Here is a 24,633-nt window from a genome sequence, read left to right as displayed (position 1 = left end):
CAACAAGCAGGCGGAGGCAAGGGATGGCATTGCTGGGTCTGGGATACGCGGGCTTCGGATCGGATGCGCTGGAGGACTGGCGCCAGTTCGGGACCTCCCTGGTCGGCCTGCAGGCGGTCGAGCGCGGCAATTCGCTGCTGGCCTTCCGGATGGACGACCGCAAGCAGCGCATCGTGATCGACCGCGCGATGGGCGAAGGCGCGCGCTTCTTCGGCTGGGAAGTCGCCGACGCGGCGGCGTTGGACCAGCTTGCAGCCCGGCTCGAACAAGCCGGCGTCAATGTCACGGCCGAACCAACGACGCTGGCCGATGCCCGGCGCGTGCGCGGCCTGATCTCGTTTCGCGATCCCGGCGGCAACCGGCTCGAGGCGTTTTACGGCGCCGAGATCGACGAGACGCCGTTCAGTCCGGGCCGCTCGATCTCGGGTTTTCGCACCGGTCCGCTCGGCCTCGGACATGCGGTGCTGACCGTCGAGCACATCGATCCGATGATGGCGTTCTATGTCGATGTGCTCGGCTTCAGGCTTTCCGACTACATCGAAAAACCGTTCCGCGCCTATTTCTTCCACGTCAACGCGCGGCATCACAGCCTGGCGCTGATCGAGACCGGCAAGAACGGCATGCACCATCTGATGGTGGAATTGTTCTCGCTCGACGATGTCGGCCAATCCTACGACATCGCGATGATGCAGCCGGACCGCATCGGCGTCACGCTGGGCCGTCACACCAATGACCTCGTGACATCGTTCTACGCCAAGACGCCGTCATCCTTCATGATCGAGTGCGGGTGGGGCGGCCGCGAGATCGATCCGGCGACATGGCAGCCGGTCGAAATGCATCACGGCCCGAGCCTGTGGGGACACGACCGCGTCTGGCTGCCGCCGAAAGACCGCGAGACCGCGCGCCAGATGCGGATGCAAGCCGCGACCGAAGGCCTGCGCGCGCCGGTGCAGGTGATGGAGGGTAATTACCAGCTGATGTCTGGCACGTGTGCGTGGTGGGACGGGGTGAAGCAATAACCGGCGACTGACAATATATGTCGTCCCTGCGAACGCTCAGATGCGCAATTAATGCCTACCGATAACAGCCCTGCTCGATCTCCTCGATCAGGCTGCGCGCCTGCGGCTTCCAGCCGAGTTCTCGCGCTCGGACCGCGCGCACGCGGCTGTTCGAAGCCATCGTGTTTTCAGCGGTGCCCTCACCCCATTCGGCGGCCGCCTCTTCCATCGACATTACCGACGGCGCGCCCGCAAAGCCCAGCATGCGGTTGATGGCTTCGCAAACCTCGCGCATCGACCCCTCGCCATTCTCGGCGAAGTAGAACGCGCCGGCCGGCGCCTTCTCGATCGCGAGCGCATAGAGCGTCACGAGATCGTCGATATGAACGTTCGACCAGACATTCTCGCCGGGACCGGCATGGGCCGCGTTGCCTCGTTTTTTCGCGAGTTTGATCAGGAAAGGTACCTGCACGCTGTCGCGCCCCGCCCCATGGCCGATGCCGTAGATCAGGCTCGGGCAAATGATGACGGGACGGCAACCCTTGTCGCGATAGGAGAGGATCAATTCGTTCAGCGCGACCCGCGCCGCACGCGCAGGCGATGGCGTGAACGGCGTGTCTTCATCAAACACCGCATCGGAGCGCTGGCCCTTGGATTGCGTGCCGATGATGCTCGAACCCGAGGTGTGGATGAACGGCTTGCCGCTGCCGGCGAGCGCGCCAAGCAGGGCGTCCACCGCGCCCTTGTGATCGGCACTGGCCGCATTGATGACGACGTCGGCGGCGCGCGCCGCCTGCGCGAGGATTTCCGCGTCATCCAGCGTTCCCGATAACGGCTCGATGCCGCGGGCGCGAACCGCATCGGCCTTTTCCGGAGAACGAACCAGGCCGGTGACCTGATGTCCGGCGGCCACGAGATGAGCGGCCACCGATCCGCCGATATAACCGGACGCGCCTGTGCAGAAGATTTTCATTCTCAACCTCTATCTATCGTCACTGCCTGCAACAAACGCGAAGCATTTGTGCAAGGGAGCGACGCGACGAAGCAATCCATCTATCGGATACGCCGCGCGATGGATTGCTTCGCCTCGCTCGCAATGACGAGCAAGCACTCTCGGATTATCCCAGATGCTTCCTGAAAAATTCCGTCGCGCGGCCCCAGGCGAGTTCCGCGCACTGCCGGTCGTGCACCGACAGGCGCTGTTCGTTGCCGAAGCCGTGCTCGGCGTCATAGCGGAACAGCTCCAGCGACTTGCTTGCTTCCTTCATCGCCTTTTCGAAACCGTCGACCAGCGCCGGCGTGCACCAGTCGTCCTTGTTGGCGAAATGACCCTGCAGCGGAATTTTGACATCCGCCGGTTTCGCCGCCTGCTCCGGCGGGATGCCGTAGAACACGACACCGGCCGTGAGCTCCGGAATCTTGGTGGCGCCGATGATGGTGACAGCGCCGCCGAGACAAAAGCCGGTCAGGCCGACCTTGGCGCCGTTCTTTGCGAGATATTGCGCCGCGCCGCGCACCGTCTGCGTGGTCGCATCCATGAAATCCAGCGAGTTCATCTCTTTGCCGGCGGCATCGGTGTCGTGATACGGCACCACCGTGCCCTTGTAGAGATCCGGAGCCAGCGCGTCGAAGCCGGCCGCCGCGAAGCGGTCGCACATGCCCTTGATCTGGTCCTGCAGCCCCCACCATTCCTGGATCACGACCACGCCCGGCGCGTTGCCGCGCGCGGCATTGGCGAGATAGCCGGCTGCGTCCTTGCCGTCGGGACGCTTGAAAGTGATGCTGGTTCCCATGGGGTCCTCCGTATTTTTTTGGGGAGCGATTGGCGGCTATTTTGTCCGCAGTGAAGCCGGGAAGCAATCCGCCTCCACCGTCATTCCGGGATGATGCGCTAGCACCAGACCCGGAATCTCGAGATTCCGGGTTCGATGCTAACGCATCGCCCCGGAATGACGAACCCAACAAAAAAGCCCCCGCAGGGGCTTTTCCGAATTGCGATGAACCCAGCGCTTAGTGCGCGTTGGCCCAGACCTTCTTCTTGGTGAAGTACAGCAGCCCCGTGAGCAGGATCAGGAACACGAACACCTGCAGGCCGAGCCGCTTGCGCGCCTCCATGTGCGGTTCCGCGGTCCACATCAGGAACGTGGTGACGTCCTTGGAGTACTGCGCGACGGTGGCCGGCGCGCCGTCGTCATACGTCACCTGGCCGTCACTGAGCGGCTTTGGCATCTTGATGGCGTGGCCGGGGAAATACTTGTTGTAGTAGGAACCTTCCGGAAGCGAGAAGCCGGCCGGCGCCTTGTCTTCATAGCCCTGCAGCACGGCCGTAACGTAGTCCGGGCCCTGCTCCTGGTACTGGGTGAAGAAGTCGACCAGGAACATCGGGAAGCCGCGCTTGTAGGAGCGCGCCTTGGTGATCAGCGACAGGTCCGGCGGAAATGCGCCGCCATTGGCGGCCCGCGCCGCATTCTCGTTCGGGAACGGCGACGGGAAATAGTCGGCCGGCCGGCCCGGCCGCTCGAACATCTCACCCTTGTCGTCCGGGCCGTCCTTGACCTTGTAATCGGACGCGAACGCTGCGGCCTGCGCCACCGAATAACCGGGACCGCCGGCTTCGGCGAGATTGCGGAAGGCGACGTAAGACAGCCCGTGACAGGACGCACAGACTTCCTTGTAGACCTTCAGGCCGCGCTGCAGCGCGCCACGATCGAACTTGCCCATCGGGCCGGAGAACGACCACTTGTTTCCGGGCGGCGCGACGCCATGGTCTTCGGCGCGTGCGGTCTGCGTACCACCGAGCAGGAGACCGCCGGCGACGACGAGCGCGACCAGCACTGAGGCCACCTTGCCGCCGTGCTTGGCCAGCACGTCGTCGGCGATCGAGTTCGGCACCGGACGCGGCGTCTCGATCCGGCTCAAGAGCGGCAGCAGGATCAGGAAATAGGCGAAGTACAGGAAGGTCAGGATACGGCCGGCGATCACGTAGATGCCTTCCGGCGGCTGCGAGCCGAGATAGCCGAGCCCGAGGCAGACCACGACGAAGATCCAGAAGAACTGCTTCGCCAGCGGACGATACTTCGAGGAACGGGTCCGGGCATTATCGAGCCAGGGCAGGAACGCCAGGATGACGATCGCGCCGAACATCGCCACCACACCGGCGAGCTTGTTCGGGATCGAGCGCAGGATCGCGTAGAACGGCAGATAGTACCATTCGGGCACGATGTGCGCGGGTGTCACGCCGGGATTGGCGGGGATGTAGTTGTCGGCATCGCCGAGATAGTTCGGCATGTAGAAGATGAACCAGGCGAAGAACAGCAGGAAGCACGAGACGCCGAACGCATCCTTGATGGTCGCGTAGGGCGTGAAAGGCACGGTGTCCTTTTCGGCCTTCGCCTCGACGCCGGCCGGATTGTTCTGACCCGCAACGTGCAGCGCCCAGACGTGCAGCACGACCACGCCGGCGATCACGAACGGCAGCAAATAGTGCAGCGAGAAGAACCGGTTCAGCGTCGGGTTGCCGACGGCATAACCGCCCCACAGCAGCGTCACGATGCTCTCGCCGAAATACGGCACGGCAGAGAACAGATTGGTGATGACGGTGGCGCCCCAGAAGCTCATCTGGCCCCACGGCAGCACGTAGCCCATGAAGCCGGTCGCCATCATCAAGAGGTAGATGATGACGCCGAGGATCCAGAGGATTTCGCGCGGCTCCTTGTACGACCCGTAATACAGGCCGCGGAACATGTGGATGTAGACGGCGAAGAAGAACATCGAGGCGCCGCAGGCGTGCATGTTGCGCAGCAGCCAGCCGTAATTGACGTCGCGGACGATCAGTTCGATCGACTTGAAGGCCATGTCGGCATGCGGCGTGTAGTGCATCGCCAGGATCACGCCGGTCAGGATCTGCAGGGCCAGCATCATCGAGAGGATGGCGCCGAAGGTCCACCAGTAGTTCAGGTTACGCGGCGTCGGATAGGCCACGAACGAGGAATGGACGAGGCCCATGATCGGGAGACGCCGTTCGATCCACTTCAAGGCGGGATTGGTCGGCTGGAAATCGGATGGTCCGCTCATTGATGCGATCCTGAGGAAGTAAAACGACGCGACGGATTAAGGTCCCGGACGGGCGTCCGGGCCTTAGCCGATCTGGATTTTGGTGTCGGAAACGAACGTGTAGGGCGGCACCGGCAAGTTGCTGGGCGCCGGTCCCGAGCGGATGCGGCCCGAGGTGTCGTACACCGAACCGTGGCAGGGGCAGAAGAAGCCGTCGTAACTGCCCTCATGGGCGATCGGGATGCAGCCGAGATGGGTGCAGATGCCGATCACGACCAGCCACTGGTCGTGGCCCGCCTTGACGCGTGCCGAGTCGGGCTGCGGATCGGGCAGGCTCGACAGCGAGACCTTCTGCGCCTCTTCGATCTGCTTCTTGGTGCGATGGCTGATGTAGATCGGCTTGCCGCGCCAGAACACCTTGATGTCCTGCCCCTCGGCGATCGGCGTCAGATCGACCTCGATCGGCGCACCGGCCGCGATCGTCGCGGCGTCCGGGTTCATCTGGGCAACGAGCGGCCAAACTGCGGCCGCGGCGCCTACGGCGGCGACGGCTCCCGTTGCAACAAAAAGAAAATCACGGCGTGTCGGATGGTCCGCCGAAGACGCTGTCGTCACGATTCCAAGCCCTTTCTCATCTGCAGCCAGCGGAACCGCCCCTGAAACGCTGAAAACGCACCCAGAAGAGGCTGCCGGCGCCCGCGGCCCCCGCGGCGGCAGAAAGACCACTTTTCCCCGCCAAATCCGGCGGAACAAGCAATCCAGAATCGTTCTATTGGCACCCTTGCCGTAAGAGCGCAAGCCCGCTATCGGCTCGCAAGCGTGCAATGCACTAAATCCGCGCCGAGCTGTGATTTTTCAGTCATTTCATCAGGGCTTCACAGGCCGCCAACATCATGCAGATTGCGCTTTTCCAGCCCGATATCCCCCAGAACACCGGAACGATTCTGCGCCTGTGCGCATGCCTGGATGTCGCGGCCCACATTATCGAGCCCGCAGGCTTTCCGGTCTCCGACCGGCATTTCCGCCGCTCCGGCATGGACTATCTCGACCATGTCGCTATTACACGCCACGACTCATGGTCAAAATTCGAACAATGGCGTAACGACGGGGGTTTCCGGCTGGTCCTGTTTACGACCAAGGGCGCCGGTTCCTATCTGGATTACCGCTACCAGCGGGACGACGTCCTGCTGTTCGGGCGGGAATCCGCGGGGGTCCCCGACGAGGTCGCCGGCGTCGCCGATGCGCGGCTGGTGATCCCGATCAAGCCGGGCCTGCGTTCGCTCAACGTCGCGATGGCGGCCGCCATGGCATTGGGCGAGGCGCTGCGGCAAACCGGTTCCAAAACTTGATTGAGAAGACCTGATCGAGACCTGATGGAGAGATGGTGAGTTACGCGGTCAAAGAGATATTTCTGACCCTGCAAGGCGAAGGCGCGCATGCCGGCCGTGCGGCCGTGTTTTGCCGTTTCGCCGGCTGCAACCTCTGGACCGGTCGCGAACAGGACCGCAGCTCCGCCACGTGCAAATTCTGCGACACCGATTTCGTCGGCACCGACGGCACGCTGGGCGGCCGCTACGCCTCGGCCGATGAGCTCGCCGATACCATCGCCGCGCAATGGACCGGTGCCAACGCCAACCGCTACGTCGTGCTGACCGGCGGCGAGCCGCTGCTGCAGGTGGACACACCGTTCATCGACGCGCTGCATGCGCGCGGCTTCGAGATCGGCATCGAAACCAACGGCACCATCGAGCCGCCCGAGGGCATGGACTGGGTCTGCGTCAGCCCGAAAGCCGGCTCCGATCTCGTGGTGCGCCGGGGCCAAGAGTTGAAGCTGGTCTATCCGCAAGCGGGTGCAGCGCCCGAGCAATTCGAAGGTCTCGCCTTCGAGCGCTTCTCGCTGCAGCCGATGGATGGACCCGACGTGGCCGCAAACACCGCAAGCGCAATCGACTATTGCCTGCAGCACCCGCAATGGCGACTCAGCCTGCAGACACACAAGACACTCGGTATCAGGTAGTACTGGCATCAGACAGGATTTGAGCTTTCACAATGTGGGAACTGACGAAATCGTTTCGCTTCGAGGCCGCGCATTCGCTGCCGGGAACGACGTTTGGCGAGGCCAGTGAGGAAATCCACGGCCACTCGTTTCGCGCCGAAGTGAGCATGCGCGGCACGCCCGATCCCGCCACGGGGATGGTACTCGATCTCGGCCTGCTCGAACGCAGCATGGCGGAGGTCCAGAAGACGCTTGACCACAAGCTGCTCAACAAGGTCGAGGCGCTTGGCCCGCCGACGCTGGAAAACCTGTCCCGCTTCATCTGGGAGCGGGTCCAGCACGCCGGAAAGATCACCCGCGTCAGTGTCCACCGCGATAGCTGCAACGAGAGCTGCACTTATTACGGCCCGCAAGGCTAGACCGTACGCAGTCGATTGCGTCAAAACGACCCTAGCGTGTAATCTACAGTTCTGGCAACTTACACCAACGCCTCGCGAGCATCCCGCTCCGCGCGCCCGGCTTGGTGATTGAGATGGCCCGTGTTGATCCGCAGACACAGCAAGCGAACGACCAAGCCGGTTTGACGCTGGCAGCAAAGGAAGCTGTCGACAAGCAGAAGGCTGAGGATCGGAAAGCGCCGAAGTCTGACCCGTCCATCGAATCCAAATTGGCCGAGATCGATACTGCGGCTCGCATCGCCTTCAGGCTCGACCTGATCAGCCGCAACGATCCGAAAGCACTCGAGCGACTGATCGGCAAGCGCAATATCGTGAGCGTGAATTTCTTTGCGCGCGGGCTTCAGACCGCCAAGGCGGTCTGCCGCATCAAAACGCTCGGCCAGGTAGCGGGCCCACCGGATTACGCGACCGGATTTCTAATCACGCCGAACCTGCTGATAACCAATAATCACGTCCTGCCCGATCCGGAAACCGCCAGCCGCAGTCTCGCTGAATTCGACTATCAGCTCGATTCCAACTTTGTCGAAACCCGGGGGCGCATTTTTCCGTTCATACCGGGCGAAGCCTTTTACACCAGCGTCGATCTTGACTTCACAATCGTCGGCATCTCGCCAATGGGCCACGACGGCACACCAATCACCGATTTCGGCGTGCTGCCGCTCATGCCCGTCAGCGGCAAGGCCCTCATCAATGAGCATGTCTCGATTATCCAGCATCCCCAGGGTGGCACCAAGCAGGTAGTCGTGCGAGAAAATCGCATCATCGAACTCGACAAGGCGAAGTTTCCCAACCTCAATCCGGCCTTCATGCACTATACGGCCGATACCGAACCCGGATCGTCCGGCTCGCCGATTTTCAACGACCAATGGGATGTGGTCGCGATCCACCACCAGGCCATCGGCGACCGCGATGCGCAAAACCGGCCGATCAACAAACGCGGCGAAGTCTGGACCGAGGACCAGGGTGAAGACGCGAGGGTCTGGATTGCCAACGAAGGCATTCGGATCAGCGCCTTGTGGGATAGCATCAAGACTGCTGCCCCGTTCAACGCCGATGCGGCGAAGATTATGGCCATGCTCGCGTACGATCCGCACGTCGGACAGCGGCCACGCCGCTCCCGCGACGAGCGGGCTCCGCAAAAGTGGGAAGCAATTCCGAATATCCCCGACGCACCGGCCTTCGAATCCACGCGCTTTACGGATCGCGCTTTTGTCGCTTCGCTCGGCTACGATCCGAAATTTCTGGGTGCGGATCTGCCCGTGCCGCTGCCGAAAACGGGAAGCACTTTCAAGGGAACGCTGGCGACCAACAACACCAACAACAAGACGGTGTTCGATTACACCCATTTCAGCCTGGCCATGCATGCCGAACGGCGTCTGGCGGCCTGGACCGCCGTGAATATTGAGGGGAAGACGCTGAAATCGTCGAACGCCAGTCCCGGCTGGAGGCGTGACAAACGCTTGCCAGACAGCGAACAAACCCTGGCGGAGGTCTACGGCAAGGTGCCGGGCAAGACCGTTCAGATTGACCGCGGCCATTTGGTACGCCGCCTTGACCCGGTTTGGGGAACGCAAGAGGTGGCCGATCGCGCAGCGGCGGATACCTATCACTACACCAACGCAGCGCCTCAGGAGCACGTTTACAACAGCGAAACATGGGGCAATCTTGAGGATTTCGTTCTGGCGCGAGCCGATCAGCGCGACCACAAAGTGTCGATCATGACCGGGCCCATCCTGAGACCAGATGACAGCTTCTACGGTGAAGGCCTCAAGGGAGGCCCCTGGCAAATTCCCTGGTCGTTCTGGAAAATAGCCGTGTTCAAGCGCGCCGATGGCTCGGCGTCGGTTACGGGGTTCATCGTGGAACAGACCTCCACGATCAAGCCGATCTTCGAAGCGACGCGCTACAATCCGTACAGCGTCGATGAGGCGCGCGTATTCCAGCGCCCGATTGCGTTGATCGAGGAACTGACGGGTCTCGACTTCGGCAAGCTTCGCAGGATGGACCGTATGGGTAGCGTCGAGACAACTACCGCAGCCTCGGCTCGTCCGATCCGCGGGCCGGAGGACATTGCGTTCTGAGTTCCACGTCCTCGCGTCCGAGGCCATCATCCGAACCACCGCGCTTGCCAAGTCGCGCGCGGCTGCATAACGCGGCTGCGTGATCTCGCAAGAGACATCCCGCCAATTGTGGGATACCAAAGCCGCGCGCGCCTTGCCGCAGTGCTATGCAAGGCCCACGATGGTTGCAGCCGGAGGATATCGCTTGCGATGTCAATGATCGACGTTCAAAAACAACGGGCGCGGGGCTGGTTCGAGGCGCTGCGCAACGACATCTGCGCGGCCTTCGAACGGCTGGAAGACGATGCGCCCGCCTCGCTCTATCCCGGCAGCGCGGGGCGCTTCGTGCGCACGCTGTGGGACCGTGCCGACCACACCGGCAAGCCCGGCGGCGGCGGCGTGATGTCGATGATGTACGGACGGCTGTTCGAGAAGGTCGGCGTGCATTGCTCGACGGTTCATGGCGAATTCAGCCCCGAATTCCGCTCGCAGATTCCGGGCGCCACCGATGACCCCAGATTCTGGGCATCCGGTATTTCTGTCATCGCGCATATGCGTAACCCGCACGTTCCCGCCGTGCATATGAATACCCGCTTCGTGGTGACGACGAAAGCGTGGTTCGGCGGCGGCGCCGACCTGACGCCGGTGCTCGACCGGCGCCGCAGCCAGGAAGACGCCGACACCATCGCCTTTCACGCGGCGATGAAGCAGGCCTGCACCGGGCCGAACGGCGTTGCCGATTACGACCGATACAAGAAATGGTGCGACGAGTATTTCTACCTGCCGCATCGCAAGGAAGCGCGCGGCATCGGCGGCATCTTCTATGATCATCACGATTCCGGCGACTGGGATGCCGACCTCGCCTTCACCCAGGACGTCGGCCGCGCCTTTTTGAAAATCTATCCCAAGCTGGTACGGAAGAACTTCGAAACACCGTGGACGCCGGCCGATCGCGACGAGCAACTTGTGCGCCGCGGACGCTACGTCGAATTCAATCTGCTCTACGACCGCGGCACCACCTTTGGCCTGAAGACCGGCGGCAACGTCGATTCAATCCTGTCGTCGATGCCGCCCGAAGTGAAATGGCCCTGAACAGGATGGCCCTGGACAAGATGACACAACTGCCTCGCGCGATGCTGATCGACATGGACGACACCATCCTGTCGGCCTATGGCCGCCCCGAGATCGCCTGGAACAATGTCGCGGCGGAATTTGCCGATGAGCTGGGTGCCATCACACCGCAACAGGTCGCCGCGGCGATCGTGGAGTCCGGCCGGAAATTCTGGGCCGCGGCCGCAGCCGAGTGGCGGCTGAAGCTCGAGGAGGCCCGACATATCGTGGTCGGCAACGGATTTGCAGCGCTTGCCGCCGCCGGCCACGCGCCGCTGTCGCCGGATCTCGCCGCACGGCTCGCCATCCGGTTCCATGCCTACCGCGAGGAAGAGATGTTCGTCTTCCCGGGCGCGCACGACGCGATCGACGCGCTGAAGGCGCACGGGGTGAAGCTGGCGCTGGTGACCAACGGCGCCGCCGGTCCGCAGCGCGCCAAGGTCGAACGTTTCGCGCTGTCGCACCGGTTCGATCACATCCAGATCGAGGGCGAGCACGGGTTCGGCAAGCCGGAAGAGCGCGCCTATCTGCACGCGATGGAGGCCCTCGGCGTCACCGCGCCCGAGACCTGGATGATCGGCGACAATCTGGAATGGGAAGTCGTGGCGCCGCAGCGCCTCGGCATCTACGCGATCTGGATCGACGTGCACGGCGACGGCCTGCCCGCGGATTCGACGATCAAGCCCGACCGCATCATCCGCTCGCTGACGGAACTGTTGCCGTAGAGCGTTTTCAGCGAAGTGGATACCGGTTCGCATAGCAATCAAGCTTGCGCAGATTGCGTAGACTTATCTGCGGTAGAAAACGCGTCAAACAAGAGTCTAGAGCTTCGGTTCCACCACTCAAATCTCCACCGCGAAAACCGCCGGCCGTGATCGGCCTGTCATGACCGATCGCTAGCTTGCCAAGCGCGTCAATCAGCGCGGAGGGAAGATAATGGAATTGAAGCCAGGCGATGTTGTTATTCTGAAATCCGGCGGTCACCCGCTGACGGTGGCCGAGGTCAACGACGACACGGTCGAGTGCCTGTGGATGGGCGGCGAAGGCGATCTGTTTCGCGAAACGCTTCCCAAGGCGGTCCTCGAGCCTGCCGAAATCGATGATGCTGAAGACGAAGATCAGGACGAAGACGATCAGGATGAAGACGAGAGCGAAGACGACGAAGATGAGGACGACGACCACAAGAAGAAAAAGAGCAAGAAGGTAGCGTAATAACTCCCTGCGATACCGCCGGGTCAGGATACCCGGCGGTATCCTTTTCCCTGGGCATTCCACCCGACGGTCGAATCGAAGAGAGCTAGCCGAAGAGAGACGGCGCGGCGGTTGAGATCATCACCACGCCGCCGGTGATGACGGCAGCATCGAGGATCGCGGTGTGGATATGCACCGGCATGCGCTCGACAAAGGCCTTGGCGAGGAACGCGCCGGGGACCGAGATAGCCCCGATCAGGATTGCAAAGGCGAGCACCTGCGCGGTGACGGCGCCGGCCAGGCCAAACACCGAAATCTTGATGATTGAGGTCGCAACCGAGATCACGGCATCGGTGGCGATTACGGCTGCGCCTTCGAGGCCGACCGCCATCAACAGCGACAGCAGGATTACGCCGGAGCCCGAGGTGCCACCGACCACCACGCCATAGCCGACCGCGCTGGCGCCAAGTCCGGCGTCGCTGATCCTGATATCGCGGCGCTTGGCAAAACGGCGCAGCGGCACGCTCAGGATCAGCATGCTGCCGATCACCAGCGCCGCGCCGGCACCGGACAGCCGCGTATAGCCGTAAGCCCCGAGCGCTGTGGTCAACGCCGCGGCCGATATCACGATCAGCGCGCGGCGGCGGTCGGCATAACGGACATAGGCGACGAAGCGGCTGATATTGGTGAAGATCGAGGAGATCGCGATGATCGGCACGACAGGCTCGGCGCCGATCAACGGCACCAGCACCAGCGGCATCAGCGCGCCGGTGCCGTAACCGGCAAGGCCGCCGACCACGGAAGCAAACAACGCCACGCCGGCGACCAGCAACAGCTGGACGATCGAGATGTCGGCAAAGCCTGCGAGAATATTCACGGTTGCCGTTTCACAGCCGGTGGTCGCGGGTGAAGCGGGCGACGGTCTGGTCGGCAATGGCCGACAGCGCGGGTTGATCGAGCGGAAAATCCGCCGCCAGCCAGGCGTCCTCGGCCAGCGTCAGCACGTGGCCGAGCGCCGGGCCCTCGGCAATGCCGCGCGCGATGAAATCAGCCGCCTTCAGCAGGAATTTCGGCGCGCTCCAGCGCTGCGGCAGGGTGGCAAATTCACGCCAATAGGCGGTGCGATTGTCAGCGAAGTCCTGGCTCCCCCCGGAGCGCGCCCAGGCCAGCAGCAGCCGGTCGCGATATTGTTCCTCGCCGAGCCGGTAGAGCCGCCGCCGCGCCCTCGCCTCGTCCATGTCGGCGAGCCGCCACCAGCGGTGACCCATGGAATCCAGCGCCTTGGCTTCCGCGTTGGTCAGACGCAGCCGCGCCGCAACACGCTTGGCGTCCTCGGTTACCGCCACCGAGAGCGCGCCAAGCCTGCGCACCGGGCTCGGCGTCAGCCCCAGCATACGCTCCGCCGATATCATCGCAGCCATCGGTCCCGTGTAGGTGACGCCGCCGAAGATCGCTTGCAGAAGACCGGCATCCGCCATCGCGGTGACGGCGACCAGCGCGCCCTCCGCGACCATGATCTTCAGCATTTCCATCCGCACGCGTTCGGCGGAGAGACTGGCCAGTCCCGCACGGCCGCCGATGCAGGCGAGATAGCCGGTGCGGTCGGGCGCGCCCACGCCATAGACGGCGTTCATGCGGAAGAACCGCAGGATGCGCAAATAATCCTCGGCGATGCGCTGGCCGGCATCGCCGATGAAGCGCACGCGACGGGCCGCGATGTCGGCGAGCCCGCCGACATGATCGTGCACGACGCCGTCGGCATCGACAGAGAGGCCGTTGATGGTGAAGTCGCGCCGTTCCGCATCGCGAACCCAGTCGCGGCCGAACGCGACCTTGGCCTTGCGGCCAAAGGTCTCGGTATCCTCGCGCAAGGTCGTGACCTCGAACGGCACGGCGTCGACCACCAGCGTCACGGTGCCATGCTCGATGCCGGTCGGCACACATTTGATGCCCGCCGTCTTGGCGCGACGCGCCACTTCATCAGGCAGCGCCGTGGTGGCGATGTCGAGATCGCCGGGCGGGATGTTCAGAAGCGCATTGCGGACGGCACCGCCGACCACGCGAGCCTCCTCGCCATCGCCATTGAGCAGAGCGAGCACGCGGGCCGCCGGTCCTGATTTGAGCCAGGGCGTGTTGGCGAGCACGCGCACCTCGCTCATTTTCCGGCTCCAGGTCTATCGGTCCCCGGAACGAATTTGCCGTTCTCGAGGTGCGCGGGAACGTAGGTCGAATCCGGCGGCGCGCCTCTGAAATGCGCGAGCAGGACGAAACTGATGATCACGAGCAGCAGCGACCCCAGCACGAGCTTGGCGACGAGATGCGCCGGCCATGAAGATTTCGCCAGCACGCCGGAACGCGTTGCAAGCAGGAACAGTGCATAGGCCGCGAACGGGATCAGAAAAATTGCAAGTTCGGTCAGTACCGGACGGATCATGCGAGATAAATCCGCTCGTACAATACCCGCAGGATGCCGGCGGTCGCGCCCCAGATGTAACGTTCGGCGAACGGCATCGCGTAATAGGAGCGCTCCATGCCGCGGAATTCCTTGGAGTGGATCTGGTGGTTCTCCGGGTTCATCAGGAACGCCAGTGGCACCTCGAAGGCGTCAACGACCTCGCCCTCGTTGATGTCCAGTTTGAACCCGGGCTTCACCCGCGCCACCGTCGGCAGGATGCGAAAGCCGAACGCGGTGCCATAGAGATCGAGATAGCCGATCGGCTCGATGAAGTCGCGCTTCAGCCCGACTTCCTCGTCGGCCTCGCGCAAGGCAGCATCCATCGGCGAAGCATCGGTCGCATCGATCTTGCCGCCGGGAAACGAAATCTGGCCGGCATGGCTGCTCAAATGCTCCGAGCGCTGCGTCAGCAGCACCGTCGGCTCCGGATGATCGACCACCGGGATCAGCACCGCCGCCGGCCGCACCGGCTGTTCCTGGGCGATGATCTCAAGCATCCGATCATTGCCCTCGTCGCCGGTTCTGGGAATGATATTCGGATCGATCAGGCCGGGCGGGACGTCGAAGTTCAGCCGCGCCTTGGTCCGCGCGAAGAATTCCGCCGAGCTGACCGCAGCCGGTTCCAACTTCTTCAGCATCGGCTCGTTCAAAGCGCGTCCCTCACCTGCTTCGCATCGGCCATCGCGAAGAATTCGCCGCCGGATTCGATTCCGAACATTGGCTGTCCATCGACCACCCGCTCTTCCCCCATGTCAACCAGATCGTAGTAGAGCGCGCGGGTGACCTTGGCCCAGAGATCGCTGCGGACGTGGAGATAGGGCGTGAGTCCGCCATCGGCAGCCATCTCGAACCGCAACCGGTGCCCGGCATCACAAGGCACCCAATCGTCCACATTGGTGCGGAAGCGCAGCAGGCGGCCACCGCCCTCGCTCTGCTCGTTCTGCATTTCGACCGCCAGGAACGGCGCATCGTCGACACGGATGCCGACCTTCTCGACCGGGGTCACGAGAAAGTGCTTGCCGTCCTCGCGCTTCAGGATGGTTGAAAACAGCCGGACCAGCGCCGGCCGGCCGATTGGCGTGCCCATGTAGAACCACGTGCCATCGCCGGCGATTCGCATGTCGAGATCGCCGCAAAATGGCGGATTCCACAGATGCACCGGTGGCAGGCCGCGTCCGGCGGGGCTGGCCTTTGCGGCGTCGGTCGCTGCAGCGGTCAGACCTTCGAGACCGGTGTTTTCACGGCCTGGTTTGCTGGTTTGCCCTTGCTTCGCCATTGTTTGCCTTAAAGCTTCTGCGGCTCAATCTGGCACGATTGGTGCACGTCCGAGAGACGTGAGCGGGAACAATATTCTCGCCATATCGTGATGCCGTTCATACCCCCATATACCGATAATGTGGGGATAGTTTAATTCAGCGAATACATGGCCTTTGCGCAGGTTTAGCATGAGGTTCGTGGCATGACGACGCATTCGGCGGGGTCATGAAGCGGTGAAGGAGATGGATATGCCTGGCGCAGATGGTGTTGAAAAGCTCGAGGACGCAATCGTCCGTTCGGCCGAACAAGTCGCCGGCCAGATCAAGGCCGCGAAAGAAGCCATCTCCACCGTCATTTTCGGCCAGGAACGGGTGATCGAAAACACCTTGGTAACCATCCTGTCCGGCGGCCACGCGCTCCTGATCGGTGTCCCCGGCCTCGCCAAGACCAAGCTGGTCGAAACTCTCGGCATCACCCTCGGTCTCGATGCCAAGCGCATCCAGTTCACGCCTGACCTGATGCCGTCTGACATTCTCGGCGCCGAAGTGCTGGACGAGAGCAACTCCGGCAAACGCTCGTTCCGCTTCATCTCCGGCCCGGTATTCGCGCAGCTTCTGATGGCCGACGAAATCAACCGTGCCAGCCCGCGCACCCAGTCGGCCCTGCTGCAAGCCATGCAGGAACAGCACATCACGGTTGCAGGCGCGCGGCACGATCTGCCCAAGCCGTTCCATGTGCTCGCGACCCAGAACCCGCTGGAACAGGAAGGCACCTATCCGCTGCCGGAGGCCCAGCTCGACCGCTTCCTGATGGAAATCGACGTCGACTATCCTGACCGCGACGCCGAGCGCCGCATCCTGTTCGAGACGACAGGCGCGGATGAGACGCTCGCCAAGGCCTCCATGAACGCGGAAATCCTGATCACCGCCCAGCGGCTGGTGCGCCGCCTGCCGGTCGGCGACAGCGTCGTCGAGGCCATTCTTTCGCTGGTGCGGGCCGCACGTCCCAATCCGGATGGCGAGAGCGAGAAGCTGATCGCCTGGGGCCCCGGTCCGCGCGCCAGCCAGTCGCTGATGCTGGCGGTCCGCGCCCGCGCGTTGCTCGACGGCCGCCTTGCGCCTTCGATCGACGACGTGCTCGACCTCGCCGAACCGGTGCTCAAACACCGCATGGCGCTGACCTTCTCGGCGCGCGCGGAAGGCCGCACCATTCCTGACGTGATCAAGCAATTGAAGACGCGGATCGGTTGATGGCCGCAGAGACCAAGCACGCCAACGGGGAGATCACAGCAATCCGACGTGCCGATGGCGAAAGCCGTACGCTCGCCGCATCGCTGCCGCGTCTCGTGCTTGAAGCCCGCCGCATCGCCGCCAACGTAATTCACGGCCTGCACGGCCGCCGCCGCGCCGGCTCCGGCGAAAGTTTCTGGCAATACCGCCGCTTCGTCTCGGGCGAGCCGTCGCAGAACGTCGACTGGCGCCGCTCGGCGCGCGACGATCATCTCTATGTCCGCGAGCAGGAATGGGAGGCCGCGCATACCGTATGGGTGTGGCCCGACCGCTCGCCGTCGATGGCCTTTGCCTCGAAGCAGGCGCGCGACAGCAAGCTGGAGCGCGGCCTGATCGTGACCTTCGCGCTGGCTGAACTTTTGGTCGCGGGCGGCGAACGCGTCGGCATCCCCGGCCTGATGAACCCGACCGCCAGCCGCAGCGTCATCGACAAGATGGCGCAGGCGATGCTGCATGACGATGCCGCACGCGCGAGCCTGCCGCCGTCGTTCATCCCGTCGGCGCTGGCCGAGATCGTCGTGCTGTCGGATTTCTGGTCGCCGATGAGCGAAATACACACCATGCTCGCGGGCCTGTCGGCCTCCGGCGCGCATGGCACGCTGATTCAGATCGTCGATCCCGCCGAAGAGACCTTTCCCTATTCCGGACGCGTCGAGTTCGTCGAACCGGAAAGCGGCGGCGTCATCACCGCGGGCCGTGCCGAGAGCTGGGCCAGCGACTATGTCGCGCGCGTGGCGCTGCATCGCGACGAGATCCGGGGCGAAACCAACAAGCTCGACTGGCTGTTTTCGACCCATACCACCAGCCGCTCCGCGGCCGAGCTGTTGTTGTTCCTGCACTCGGGCATGATGGTGAGCAAGGGTGCGGCGCGTTCCTACACCGTCAAAGCGGGGCGAAGCGCATGATCGCGGGCCTGCCCCTCTCCTTTGCTCAACCGCTGCTGCTGCTGGGTCTGTTGTCCCTTCCGGTGCTGTGGTGGCTGCTGCGGGTGATGCCGCCGCGGCCGAGGCGGATCGAATTTCCGCCGACGCGGCTACTGTTCGACATCAAGCCCAAGGAAGAAACCCCGTCGCGGACGCCGTGGTGGCTGACGCTGTTGCGCCTGACCGCGGCAGCCCTGGTGATCCTCGCCGCTGCAGGTCCGATCTGGAATCCGCAGACCGCCGCCGGCGGCAGCAGGGCGCCGCTGGTGATCCTGCTCGATGACGGCTGGAGCGCGGCCTCGAGCTGGGAAACGCGGATCAAGGCCGCCGACGAATTGATCGCCAATGCCGACAATGACCGCCGCGGCGTCGCGCTGGTACCATTGTCCGAGCCGGCGCGCGACGTCACGCTGATGCCGGGCGGCACGGCGCGCGTCGCACTGCGCCAGCTGGCGCCTAAGCCCTATTCGATCGAACGCGTCGAAACGCTCGCCGCACTCGATCGCTTCCTCAAGACCACCGGCGATGCCGAACTGGCCTGGCTATCCGACGGCGTTGATACCGGACGCGGCGCCGAATTCCTGGAGGCGCTGGCCAAGACGGTCGGCGACCGCACGCTGACGATCTATGAAGGCGGCGCATCCCCGGCCCTGGCGCTGGTCGCCGCCGAAAACGCCGCGGCGAAGATGACGGTGAAAGTATTGCGCACCAATAGCGACATTGCCGCCGGCGTGGTGCGCGCGATCGACGCCAAGGGTTCGCCGATCGGCGAGGCCCGTTATGCGTTCGGACCGCAGGACCGCGAAGCCGAAGCCGCGTTCGAGCTGCCGGTCGAGTTGCGCAACGACATCTCGCGGCTGGAAATCGCCGGCGAGCGATCCGCCGGCGCCGTGCAGCTGCTCGACAAGCGATGGCGGCGGCGCGCGATCGGCGTCGTCACGGGCGCCACCAGCGACACCGCACAGCCGCTGCTCGCCTCCACCTTCTATCTCACCCGCGCGCTGTCGCCTTTCGCCGACGTGCGGCTCGGCGACCGCGGCGCGCCGCAGCAGGTGATCGGACAGTTCCTCGATCAGCGACTCCCGATGATCGTGCTGGCCGATGTCGGCACGCTGTCGCCGGAAATCCGCGAACGCCTCAACGCCTGGATCGATCAGGGCGGCGTGCTGGTGCGTTTCGCAGGGCCTCGTCTTGCTCAGGCCGATGACGATCTGGTGCCGGTCAAGCTGCGCCGCGGCGGCCGCAGCCTTGGCGGCAGCCTGACCTGGGAAAAGCCGCAGCATATGGCCTCGTTCGCCGCCGACGGTCCGTTCGCGGGCTTGCAGGTACCGAAGGACGTCACCGTCAACCGCCAGGTTCTGGCTGAACCGGATGCCGTGCTCGCAACCAAGAGCTGGGCCTCGCTGGAAGACGGCACGCCGCTGGTGACCGGCGAACATCGCGGCAAGGGCATCCTCAGCCTGTTCCATGTCGGCGCCGACTCGCGCTGGTCCGACCTGCCGATGTCCGGCAGCTTCGTCGAGATGCTGCGGCGGCTGGTCGACACGTCCGGCTACACGCAAAAGCCGGGCGCGGGCGTCGCCAGCGAAGCGACAAATGTCGAGACCGTGGCGCCGCTGCGCACGCTCGATGGCTTTGGCGCATTCGGCCCGCCGCCCTCCACCGCCAAGCCGATGCCGGCCGATTATCGCGACCGCGCCACCGCGGATCATCCGCCGGGCTTCTATGGCGCGGCCGAAGGTCCGATCGCCGTCAACACGCTGGCCTCCGCCGATCGTATCGCAGCACTCGACACGACCTCGCTGCGCGCCCGGCGCGCCAGCTACACCAACGCCGAACCGCGCGATCTGCGCGGCATCCTGTTGTCGTCATCGCTGGCGCTGTTCCTGATCGATGCGATCGTGGTCGCCGTGCTCGGCGCGGGCCTTGCCGCGCTGTGGCGGCGACGTGCCGCACCCGCAGCAATGGTGTTGGCGATGATCCTGGCCGCAACGTCGATCGCCCCCGCCCCGCTCCGCGCCGCCGACAATGACGATTTTGCGATCAAGTCAGTCTCGCAGACGCGCCTCGCCTATGTCGTGACCGGCAATGCCGACGTCGATTCCATCGTCAAGTCAGGCATGTCGGGACTGACGCTGTTTCTCGCCCAGCGCACCGCGCTGGAAGCCGGCGACCCCGTCGGCATCGATCCCGCGCGCGACGAGCTGGCGTTCTTCCCGCTGATCTACTGGCCGGTGGTACCGGGTGCGCCGAAACCGCCGCAGGACGCCATCAACCGCATCGACGCCTATATGAAGCAGGGCGGCACGGTCGTATTCGACACCCGCGACGCCATCGAGGCCCCGCCGGGCGAAAACGGCGCATCGCAGACGCCGGGCATGCGCACCTTGCGCGAGATTCTCTCCTCGCTCGATGTGCCCGAGCTCGAGCCGGTGCCGCGCGAGCACGTGCTGACCAAGACGTTTTATCTGCTGCGGGATTTTCCGGGCCGGTTCAACTCGGGCCAGACCTGGGTCGAAACCCTGCCGCGCGAGGATGACGACGAAGCCGCATCGCGGCCCGCGCGCGGCGGCGACGGCGTCTCGCCTATCATCATCACATCGAACGATCTTGCGGGGGCCTGGGCGATCCGTCCCGACGGCCAGCCGATGCTGCCGCTGACGCCGAGCGAGCCGCGCCAGCGCGAATTCGCCTTCCGCGCCGGCGTCAACATCGTGATGTACACGCTGACCGGCAACTACAAGGCCGACCAGGTGCACGCGCCTGCCCTCATCGAACGGTTGGGGCAATAACGGCATGCAGTATGGCATCGCGTTCACCCCCCTCGTCCCCACCCTCGTGCTGTGGATCGCGCTGGCCGCGATCGTCGCGATCTCGGTGCTGCTGCTGATCGGCCGTGCGCGGGGCGCAGCCGTGCGCGTCACCGCGCTGGCGCTGATCTTGCTCGCGCTCGCCAACCCTTCTTTCACGCGCGAAGACCGCGAGCCGTTGTCGTCGGTCGCCGCCGTGGTCATCGACAAGAGCCCGAGCCAGAATTTCGGCACCCGCAATGAGGAGACGGCGAAGGCGCAGGAGGCCCTGGTCGACAGCCTCAAGAAGGTCAAGGGACTGGAAGTGCGTGTCGTCGATGCCGGACAGGCCGATGGCGAGACCGACGGCACCAAGCTGTTCGGCGCGTTGTCGTCGGCGCTGGCGGATGTTCCCGTCGATCGCGTCGCCGGCGCCTTCCTGATCACCGACGGCCGCGTCCATGACATTCCCGCCAACGCCGCGGCGCTCGGCTTCCAGGCGCCGGTGCATGCGCTGATCACCGGCCGCAAGGACGAGCGCGACCGCCGCATCGCGATTTCAGCCGCGCCGAGATTTGGCATCGTCGGCCAACCCCAGACCATCACCTACCGCCTGGACGACCAGGGCGTCACCGGCCAGCGCGCCAGGATCGTCGTGCGCCGCGACGGCGAAGTGATCAACGAACGCACCTTGCAGAGCGGCCAGACCGCCAATGTTGATATCGACATCAAGCATGCCGGCTCCAACATCGTCGAGATCGAGGCCTCGCCGCTCGAGAACGAGCTGACGCTTGTCAACAACCGCGCCGTGGTCGCGATCGAAGGTGTGCGCGATAAATTGCGGGTGTTGCTGGTATCCGGCGAGCCGCATTCCGGCGAGCGCACCTGGCGCAATCTGTTGAAGTCGGACGCCAGCATCGACCTCGTGCACTTCACCATTCTGCGCCCGCCGGAGAAGCAGGACGGCACGCCGATCAACGAACTGTCGCTGATCGCGTTTCCGACCCGCGAACTGTTCCAGCAGAAGATCAACGAATTCCAGCTGATCATCTTCGATCGCTACGCCCGCCAGGGCGTGCTGCCGATCCCCTATTTCGAGAATATGGCGCGCTACGTGCGCGCCGGCGGGGCAGTGCTGGTGTCCGCCGGACCGGACTACGCCTCGACCAGCAGCATCTGGCGCACGCCTTTGGATTCGGTGCTGCCGGCCGAACCCGTCGGCGTCTCGGAGAAGCCGTTTTACGCACGTCTGAGCGACATCGGTAAACGTCATCCGGTCACGCGCGGCCTCGAAGGCTCCGCCAACGAGCCACCCCGCTGGAGCCGGTTCTTCCGCACCGTGGAGACCCGCAACGCCATCACGCCTCCGGTCATGACCGGCGCCGACGGCAAGCCGCTGCTGCTGCTGTCGCGTTTCGGCGAGGGCCGCGTCGCGCTGCTGCTGTCCGACCATATCTGGCTGTGGGCGCGCGGCTATGAAGGCGGCGGTCCGCATCTCGATCTGTTGCGGCGGATGTCGCATTGGCTGATGAAGCAACCCGATCTGGATGAAGAGGCACTGCGCCTGCAGATCCAGGGCAAGGACCTCGTCGTGTTGCGGCAGACCATGGCCGACAACGTCGCACCCGTAACGGTGACCTCGCCGAGCGGCGCGACGCGCGAACTGACGTTGAGCGCGAGCGATCCCGGCACCTGGCGTTCGACCCTGCCGGCGAACGAACTCGGCCTGTGGCAGGCGACCGACGGCACGCTGAAGGCGCTGATCAATGTCGGGCCGACCAACCCGAGGGAATTTTCCGAAGTCACTTCGACGATCGAAATGCTCAAGCCGCTGGCGCAAGCGACCGGTGGCGACGCGCGTCGCGTGGTCGATGGGTCAAGCATCGACCTGCCCCGCATCGTGCCGGTGCGCTCCACCAGCATCTTCCGCGGCGACGGCTGGATGGGCGTGAAGATGCGCGACGCCAGCGTCGTCAAGGGCGTCGGCGTGCTGCCGATGTTCGCCGGCCTGATCGGCCTGCTGCTGCTGCTCGGTGCCTTCGCAGCGACCTGGATCCGCGAAGGGCGCTAGAAGCAACGCGCCGAATGGCTAAGCGGCCTCATCGGCGCGCCGCCATCTGGGGAATGGATCGGGCAGGCTAGCCCATTCCTTGATGCGCATGCCGGACTTTCCCGGAACAAGACATGCGTCGAGGCGCACCGTGATGGCGTCCTGGTCCATGGCGGTGCCGATGAAGACGATCTCCTGCCGGCGATCGCCGTACAGTTCGTTCCAGTTCTTCTTGAGCGATTGCCGCCAGAACGGGTCATCCGGCCAGCGGTCGGCAGGGACGTTGGCCCACCAAAAGCCCAGACCTTCCGTTCGGACAATCGCGCCAGCCTGACTCAATTCACCCAGCCATTGCGGACGCGTCGCGATCCAGAAATGCCCTTTGGCGCGGATGACTCCGGCCCAGCTTTCCCCCAGAAACTGATGGAACTTCATGGGATCGAACGGTCGACGCGCCCGATAGACAAAGCTGCCGACGCCGTATTGTTCTGTCTCCGGTGTATGGTTGGCGAAGCCGTATAGTTCCTTGAACCACAGCGGATGCTGCTGCGCCCGCTCAAAATCAAAACGACCGGTATTGAGAATGCGCTCGAACGGCGCGTTGGAGAAATCGGTCTCCACGATGTCGGCGGCGGGGTTCAGCGCGCGAATGATTCTGCGGGCGGCCTCCAACTGGTCATTGGAAGCATCGCCGATCTTGTTGAGCACCACCACGTCAGCGAATTCGATCTGCTCAACCAGCAGATCCACCATCGTTCGCTTGTCATCAGCGCCGAGCGATTCACCGCGATCCCTGATGAAGTCGGTCGAGGAATAGTCCCGCAGCAAGTTTACGGCATCGACCACGGTTACCATGGTGTCGAGTACTGCCACGTCGGAAAGACTGTCGCCCTCCTCGGTCCGGAAATCGAACGTCGCCGCAACCGGAAGCGGTTCGGAAATGCCGGTCGATTCGATCAGGAGGTAGTCGAACCTGTCGCTTTCGGCGAGCCCACGGATTTCCTTCAAGAGATCGTCTCGCAGCGTGCAGCAAATGCACCCGTTGGTCATTTCAACCAGTTTTTCGTCAGTCCGCGACAGGTTCGCACCGCCATCGCGGACGAGGTCGGCGTCGATGTTGACTTCGCTCATGTCGTTCACAATCACCGCCACTTTCAGGCCGCGACGGTTGTTCAGCACGCGGTTTAGCAAAGTTGTCTTTCCAGCCCCGAGGAAGCCGGACAAGACGGTGACGGGGAGTTTTCGCATCGAGGTCAAAGAGCCTGTTCAGTTCACGGAATCCCAAACGACGACGGCGAGGCATGGACGATCCGCAAGTATGTAATGTTATAACATAACATCAACTAACGCTCCGACTGTCAATCCGAAATATCGAGGCTGCTCTTGAGCGCCCAAGCGCAACGAGTTTGCTGAGCCGTTGCGTGAATCACACAGTCGTTTCGAATTGCGCGAGGACATGGACCAAGCACGATTGACCCGTCCTGGTATCGCTGATGTTATAATATAACATTGGGACGGCCGAGACACCTTGGCCGGCCCGGGACAAGGCCTCCATCGTCGTGAAGTGGTTCCGGAATAACGTCAAACACGGCTCGCGGCTGGCGCTGCTCGCGCTCGCGATCCAGTTTGCGCTGTCGTTCGGGCATTACCACGCGGTCTCGGCCGCACCCGCGATCGCGACCAGCCTGACGCGGGTTGACCTCGATCATGCACAGATCCCCGCCGTACCGGATGCAGCAAGCGAAACCGCCCAGACGCAGCCACCGTCCAGTCACGACACCGATCATCCGGCTGAGGCTTGCGCGATCTGCGCCGTCGTTTCGCTGGCCAACAACCTCGTATTCCCGGCACCGCCGCTGTTGCTGCTGCCGCAGGCCATCGAACTTCTGTTTCTAACGACCGACGCCGAATTCGCGCATCTGAGTTCGGTCCGCTCACCGTTCCAGTCCCGCGCCCCTCCCGCCTCCTGACATCGATTGACTGATGCGCCCGAAGGGGATCGCC

At 63.8% G+C, this 24,633-nt stretch carries 23 protein-coding genes; 13 read left to right on the top strand and 10 right to left on the bottom strand.

Annotated elements, in window-relative coordinates; genetic code table 11:
• The first annotated feature begins 23 nt into the window (after positions 1 to 23).
• Complete coding sequence (locus ABIE49_RS30520) at positions 24 to 1,019, top strand: VOC family protein (protein WP_192738560.1); 996 nt, start codon at positions 24 to 26, stop codon at positions 1,017 to 1,019.
• 55 nt (positions 1,020 to 1,074) lie between these two features.
• Here the strand turns inward: ABIE49_RS30520 and ABIE49_RS30515 are convergent, their stop codons facing one another.
• The 4 genes from ABIE49_RS30515 to petA all read right to left on the bottom strand — a co-directional run bounded on the left by ABIE49_RS30515 (position 1,075) and on the right by petA (position 5,666).
• Complete coding sequence (locus tag ABIE49_RS30515; RefSeq protein ID WP_192738559.1) at positions 1,075 to 1,971, bottom strand: NAD-dependent epimerase/dehydratase family protein; 897 nt, start codon at positions 1,969 to 1,971, stop codon at positions 1,075 to 1,077.
• A gap of 145 nt (positions 1,972 to 2,116) precedes the next feature.
• Positions 2,117 to 2,791, bottom strand: a complete 675-nt coding sequence (locus ABIE49_RS30510) for a dienelactone hydrolase family protein (protein ID WP_192738558.1) — start codon at positions 2,789 to 2,791, stop codon at positions 2,117 to 2,119.
• Between the two features lie 217 nt (positions 2,792 to 3,008).
• On the bottom strand, positions 3,009 to 5,072 hold the full coding sequence (locus ABIE49_RS30505) for a cytochrome c1 (protein WP_192738557.1): 2,064 nt from the start codon (positions 5,070 to 5,072) through the stop codon (positions 3,009 to 3,011).
• A gap of 63 nt (positions 5,073 to 5,135) precedes the next feature.
• A complete protein-coding gene (petA, locus tag ABIE49_RS30500) occupies positions 5,136 to 5,666 on the bottom strand; it encodes a ubiquinol-cytochrome c reductase iron-sulfur subunit (protein WP_192738556.1) in 531 nt (176 codons plus the stop codon).
• 278 nt (positions 5,667 to 5,944) lie between these two features.
• Between petA and ABIE49_RS30495 the strand changes: the two genes are divergently transcribed.
• The 7 genes from ABIE49_RS30495 to ABIE49_RS30465 all read left to right on the top strand — a co-directional run bounded on the left by ABIE49_RS30495 (position 5,945) and on the right by ABIE49_RS30465 (position 11,887).
• The gene (locus tag ABIE49_RS30495) at positions 5,945 to 6,400 is read left to right on the top strand and encodes a tRNA (cytidine(34)-2'-O)-methyltransferase (RefSeq protein ID WP_192738555.1); all 456 of its coding nucleotides are present in this window, start codon (positions 5,945 to 5,947) and stop codon (positions 6,398 to 6,400) included.
• A gap of 35 nt (positions 6,401 to 6,435) precedes the next feature.
• Positions 6,436 to 7,068: a 7-carboxy-7-deazaguanine synthase gene (gene queE / locus ABIE49_RS30490; RefSeq protein WP_192738554.1), complete on the top strand. Its 633-nt coding sequence runs from the start codon at positions 6,436 to 6,438 to the stop codon at positions 7,066 to 7,068.
• A 32-nt stretch (positions 7,069 to 7,100) separates the two neighbouring features.
• Positions 7,101 to 7,466: a 6-pyruvoyl trahydropterin synthase family protein gene (locus ABIE49_RS30485; protein WP_192738553.1), complete on the top strand. Its 366-nt coding sequence runs from the start codon at positions 7,101 to 7,103 to the stop codon at positions 7,464 to 7,466.
• A gap of 113 nt (positions 7,467 to 7,579) precedes the next feature.
• The gene (locus tag ABIE49_RS30480) at positions 7,580 to 9,586 is read left to right on the top strand and encodes a DNA/RNA non-specific endonuclease (RefSeq protein ID WP_192738552.1); all 2,007 of its coding nucleotides are present in this window, start codon (positions 7,580 to 7,582) and stop codon (positions 9,584 to 9,586) included.
• A gap of 195 nt (positions 9,587 to 9,781) precedes the next feature.
• Positions 9,782 to 10,657 (top strand): oxygen-dependent coproporphyrinogen oxidase, encoded by an 876-nt coding sequence (gene hemF / locus ABIE49_RS30475; RefSeq protein WP_192738613.1) that lies wholly within the window; start codon positions 9,782 to 9,784, stop codon positions 10,655 to 10,657.
• A 20-nt stretch (positions 10,658 to 10,677) separates the two neighbouring features.
• Positions 10,678 to 11,400, top strand: coding sequence for an HAD family hydrolase (locus ABIE49_RS30470; RefSeq protein ID WP_502915938.1), 723 nt, complete (start codon positions 10,678 to 10,680; stop codon positions 11,398 to 11,400).
• 211 nt (positions 11,401 to 11,611) lie between these two features.
• Positions 11,612 to 11,887: a YodC family protein gene (locus ABIE49_RS30465; protein ID WP_192738551.1), complete on the top strand. Its 276-nt coding sequence runs from the start codon at positions 11,612 to 11,614 to the stop codon at positions 11,885 to 11,887.
• An 85-nt stretch (positions 11,888 to 11,972) separates the two neighbouring features.
• Here the strand turns inward: ABIE49_RS30465 and ABIE49_RS30460 are convergent, their stop codons facing one another.
• Genes ABIE49_RS30460 through ABIE49_RS30440 form a run of 5 tightly spaced genes read right to left on the bottom strand, consistent with a single transcriptional unit; the run spans position 11,973 to position 15,597 of the window.
• Positions 11,973 to 12,743, bottom strand: a complete 771-nt coding sequence (locus ABIE49_RS30460) for a TSUP family transporter (RefSeq protein ID WP_192738550.1) — start codon at positions 12,741 to 12,743, stop codon at positions 11,973 to 11,975.
• A 10-nt stretch (positions 12,744 to 12,753) separates the two neighbouring features.
• Positions 12,754 to 14,025 (bottom strand): CCA tRNA nucleotidyltransferase, encoded by a 1,272-nt coding sequence (locus ABIE49_RS30455; protein ID WP_192738549.1) that lies wholly within the window; start codon positions 14,023 to 14,025, stop codon positions 12,754 to 12,756.
• Positions 14,022 to 14,300, bottom strand: a complete 279-nt coding sequence (locus tag ABIE49_RS30450) for a DUF6111 family protein (protein ID WP_192738548.1) — start codon at positions 14,298 to 14,300, stop codon at positions 14,022 to 14,024. The genes ABIE49_RS30455 and ABIE49_RS30450 overlap by 4 nt, the downstream gene beginning before the upstream one ends.
• The gene (locus tag ABIE49_RS30445; RefSeq protein WP_409363283.1) at positions 14,297 to 14,959 is read right to left on the bottom strand and encodes a CoA pyrophosphatase; all 663 of its coding nucleotides are present in this window, start codon (positions 14,957 to 14,959) and stop codon (positions 14,297 to 14,299) included. Before ABIE49_RS30445 ends, ABIE49_RS30450 begins: the two co-directional genes overlap by 4 nt.
• Positions 14,960 to 14,967: 8 nt before the next feature.
• The gene (locus ABIE49_RS30440; RefSeq protein ID WP_192738546.1) at positions 14,968 to 15,597 is read right to left on the bottom strand and encodes a DUF1285 domain-containing protein; all 630 of its coding nucleotides are present in this window, start codon (positions 15,595 to 15,597) and stop codon (positions 14,968 to 14,970) included.
• Between the two features lie 229 nt (positions 15,598 to 15,826).
• Between ABIE49_RS30440 and ABIE49_RS30435 the strand changes: the two genes are divergently transcribed.
• Genes ABIE49_RS30435 through ABIE49_RS30420 form a run of 4 tightly spaced genes read left to right on the top strand, consistent with a single transcriptional unit; the run spans position 15,827 to position 22,650 of the window.
• The gene (locus ABIE49_RS30435) at positions 15,827 to 16,828 is read left to right on the top strand and encodes an AAA family ATPase (protein WP_192738545.1); all 1,002 of its coding nucleotides are present in this window, start codon (positions 15,827 to 15,829) and stop codon (positions 16,826 to 16,828) included.
• On the top strand, positions 16,828 to 17,772 hold the full coding sequence (locus ABIE49_RS30430) for a DUF58 domain-containing protein (RefSeq protein ID WP_192738544.1): 945 nt from the start codon (positions 16,828 to 16,830) through the stop codon (positions 17,770 to 17,772). The genes ABIE49_RS30435 and ABIE49_RS30430 overlap by 1 nt, the downstream gene beginning before the upstream one ends.
• Positions 17,772 to 20,582 (top strand): DUF4159 domain-containing protein, encoded by a 2,811-nt coding sequence (locus tag ABIE49_RS30425; RefSeq protein ID WP_192738611.1) that lies wholly within the window; start codon positions 17,772 to 17,774, stop codon positions 20,580 to 20,582. The genes ABIE49_RS30430 and ABIE49_RS30425 overlap by 1 nt, the downstream gene beginning before the upstream one ends.
• 4 nt (positions 20,583 to 20,586) lie before the next feature.
• Positions 20,587 to 22,650: a hypothetical protein gene (locus ABIE49_RS30420; RefSeq protein ID WP_192738543.1), complete on the top strand. Its 2,064-nt coding sequence runs from the start codon at positions 20,587 to 20,589 to the stop codon at positions 22,648 to 22,650.
• A gap of 18 nt (positions 22,651 to 22,668) precedes the next feature.
• On the opposite strand, the gene zigA is transcribed toward ABIE49_RS30420, so the two are convergent.
• Positions 22,669 to 23,877, bottom strand: coding sequence for a zinc metallochaperone GTPase ZigA (gene zigA / locus ABIE49_RS30415; RefSeq protein ID WP_192738542.1), 1,209 nt, complete (start codon positions 23,875 to 23,877; stop codon positions 22,669 to 22,671).
• A gap of 311 nt (positions 23,878 to 24,188) precedes the next feature.
• Here zigA and ABIE49_RS30410 point away from each other — a divergent pair, with 311 nt between their 5' ends.
• A complete protein-coding gene (locus ABIE49_RS30410) occupies positions 24,189 to 24,599 on the top strand; it encodes a DUF2946 family protein (protein ID WP_192738541.1) in 411 nt (136 codons plus the stop codon).
• Positions 24,600 to 24,633 lie beyond the last annotated feature (34 nt).

Origin of the sequence: Bradyrhizobium sp. OAE829, from assembly GCF_040546575.1 — a bacterium.
GTDB lineage: Bacteria > Pseudomonadota > Alphaproteobacteria > Rhizobiales > Xanthobacteraceae > Bradyrhizobium.
The sequence above is the reverse complement of the archived record's forward strand: the minus strand, read 5'-3'. Positions and strand labels throughout refer to the sequence as shown.

What these genes read in the sequence shown, in the direction of transcription:
- ABIE49_RS30445 (WP_409363283.1), bottom strand. Translation starts at nt 14,959, where the DNA reads ATGCTGAAGAAGTTGGAACCGGCTGCGGTCAGCTCGGCGGAATTCTTC.
- ABIE49_RS30515 (WP_192738559.1), bottom strand. Translation starts at nt 1,971, where the DNA reads ATGAAAATCTTCTGCACAGGCGCGTCCGGTTATATCGGCGGATCGGTG.
- ABIE49_RS30470 (WP_502915938.1), top strand. Translation starts at nt 10,678, where the DNA reads ATGACACAACTGCCTCGCGCGATGCTGATCGACATGGACGACACCATC.
- ABIE49_RS30505 (WP_192738557.1), bottom strand. Translation starts at nt 5,072, where the DNA reads ATGAGCGGACCATCCGATTTCCAGCCGACCAATCCCGCCTTGAAGTGG.
- ABIE49_RS30420 (WP_192738543.1), top strand. Translation starts at nt 20,587, where the DNA reads ATGCAGTATGGCATCGCGTTCACCCCCCTCGTCCCCACCCTCGTGCTG.
- ABIE49_RS30450 (WP_192738548.1), bottom strand. Translation starts at nt 14,300, where the DNA reads ATGATCCGTCCGGTACTGACCGAACTTGCAATTTTTCTGATCCCGTTC.
- ABIE49_RS30520 (WP_192738560.1), top strand. Translation starts at nt 24, where the DNA reads ATGGCATTGCTGGGTCTGGGATACGCGGGCTTCGGATCGGATGCGCTG.
- ABIE49_RS30495 (WP_192738555.1), top strand. Translation starts at nt 5,945, where the DNA reads ATGCAGATTGCGCTTTTCCAGCCCGATATCCCCCAGAACACCGGAACG.
- ABIE49_RS30485 (WP_192738553.1), top strand. Translation starts at nt 7,101, where the DNA reads ATGTGGGAACTGACGAAATCGTTTCGCTTCGAGGCCGCGCATTCGCTG.
- ABIE49_RS30465 (WP_192738551.1), top strand. Translation starts at nt 11,612, where the DNA reads ATGGAATTGAAGCCAGGCGATGTTGTTATTCTGAAATCCGGCGGTCAC.
- hemF (WP_192738613.1), top strand. Translation starts at nt 9,782, where the DNA reads ATGATCGACGTTCAAAAACAACGGGCGCGGGGCTGGTTCGAGGCGCTG.
- ABIE49_RS30455 (WP_192738549.1), bottom strand. Translation starts at nt 14,025, where the DNA reads ATGAGCGAGGTGCGCGTGCTCGCCAACACGCCCTGGCTCAAATCAGGA.
- ABIE49_RS30510 (WP_192738558.1), bottom strand. Translation starts at nt 2,791, where the DNA reads ATGGGAACCAGCATCACTTTCAAGCGTCCCGACGGCAAGGACGCAGCC.
- ABIE49_RS30440 (WP_192738546.1), bottom strand. Translation starts at nt 15,597, where the DNA reads ATGGCGAAGCAAGGGCAAACCAGCAAACCAGGCCGTGAAAACACCGGT.
- ABIE49_RS30430 (WP_192738544.1), top strand. Translation starts at nt 16,828, where the DNA reads ATGGCCGCAGAGACCAAGCACGCCAACGGGGAGATCACAGCAATCCGA.
- ABIE49_RS30435 (WP_192738545.1), top strand. Translation starts at nt 15,827, where the DNA reads ATGCCTGGCGCAGATGGTGTTGAAAAGCTCGAGGACGCAATCGTCCGT.
- ABIE49_RS30480 (WP_192738552.1), top strand. Translation starts at nt 7,580, where the DNA reads ATGGCCCGTGTTGATCCGCAGACACAGCAAGCGAACGACCAAGCCGGT.
- zigA (WP_192738542.1), bottom strand. Translation starts at nt 23,877, where the DNA reads ATGCGAAAACTCCCCGTCACCGTCTTGTCCGGCTTCCTCGGGGCTGGA.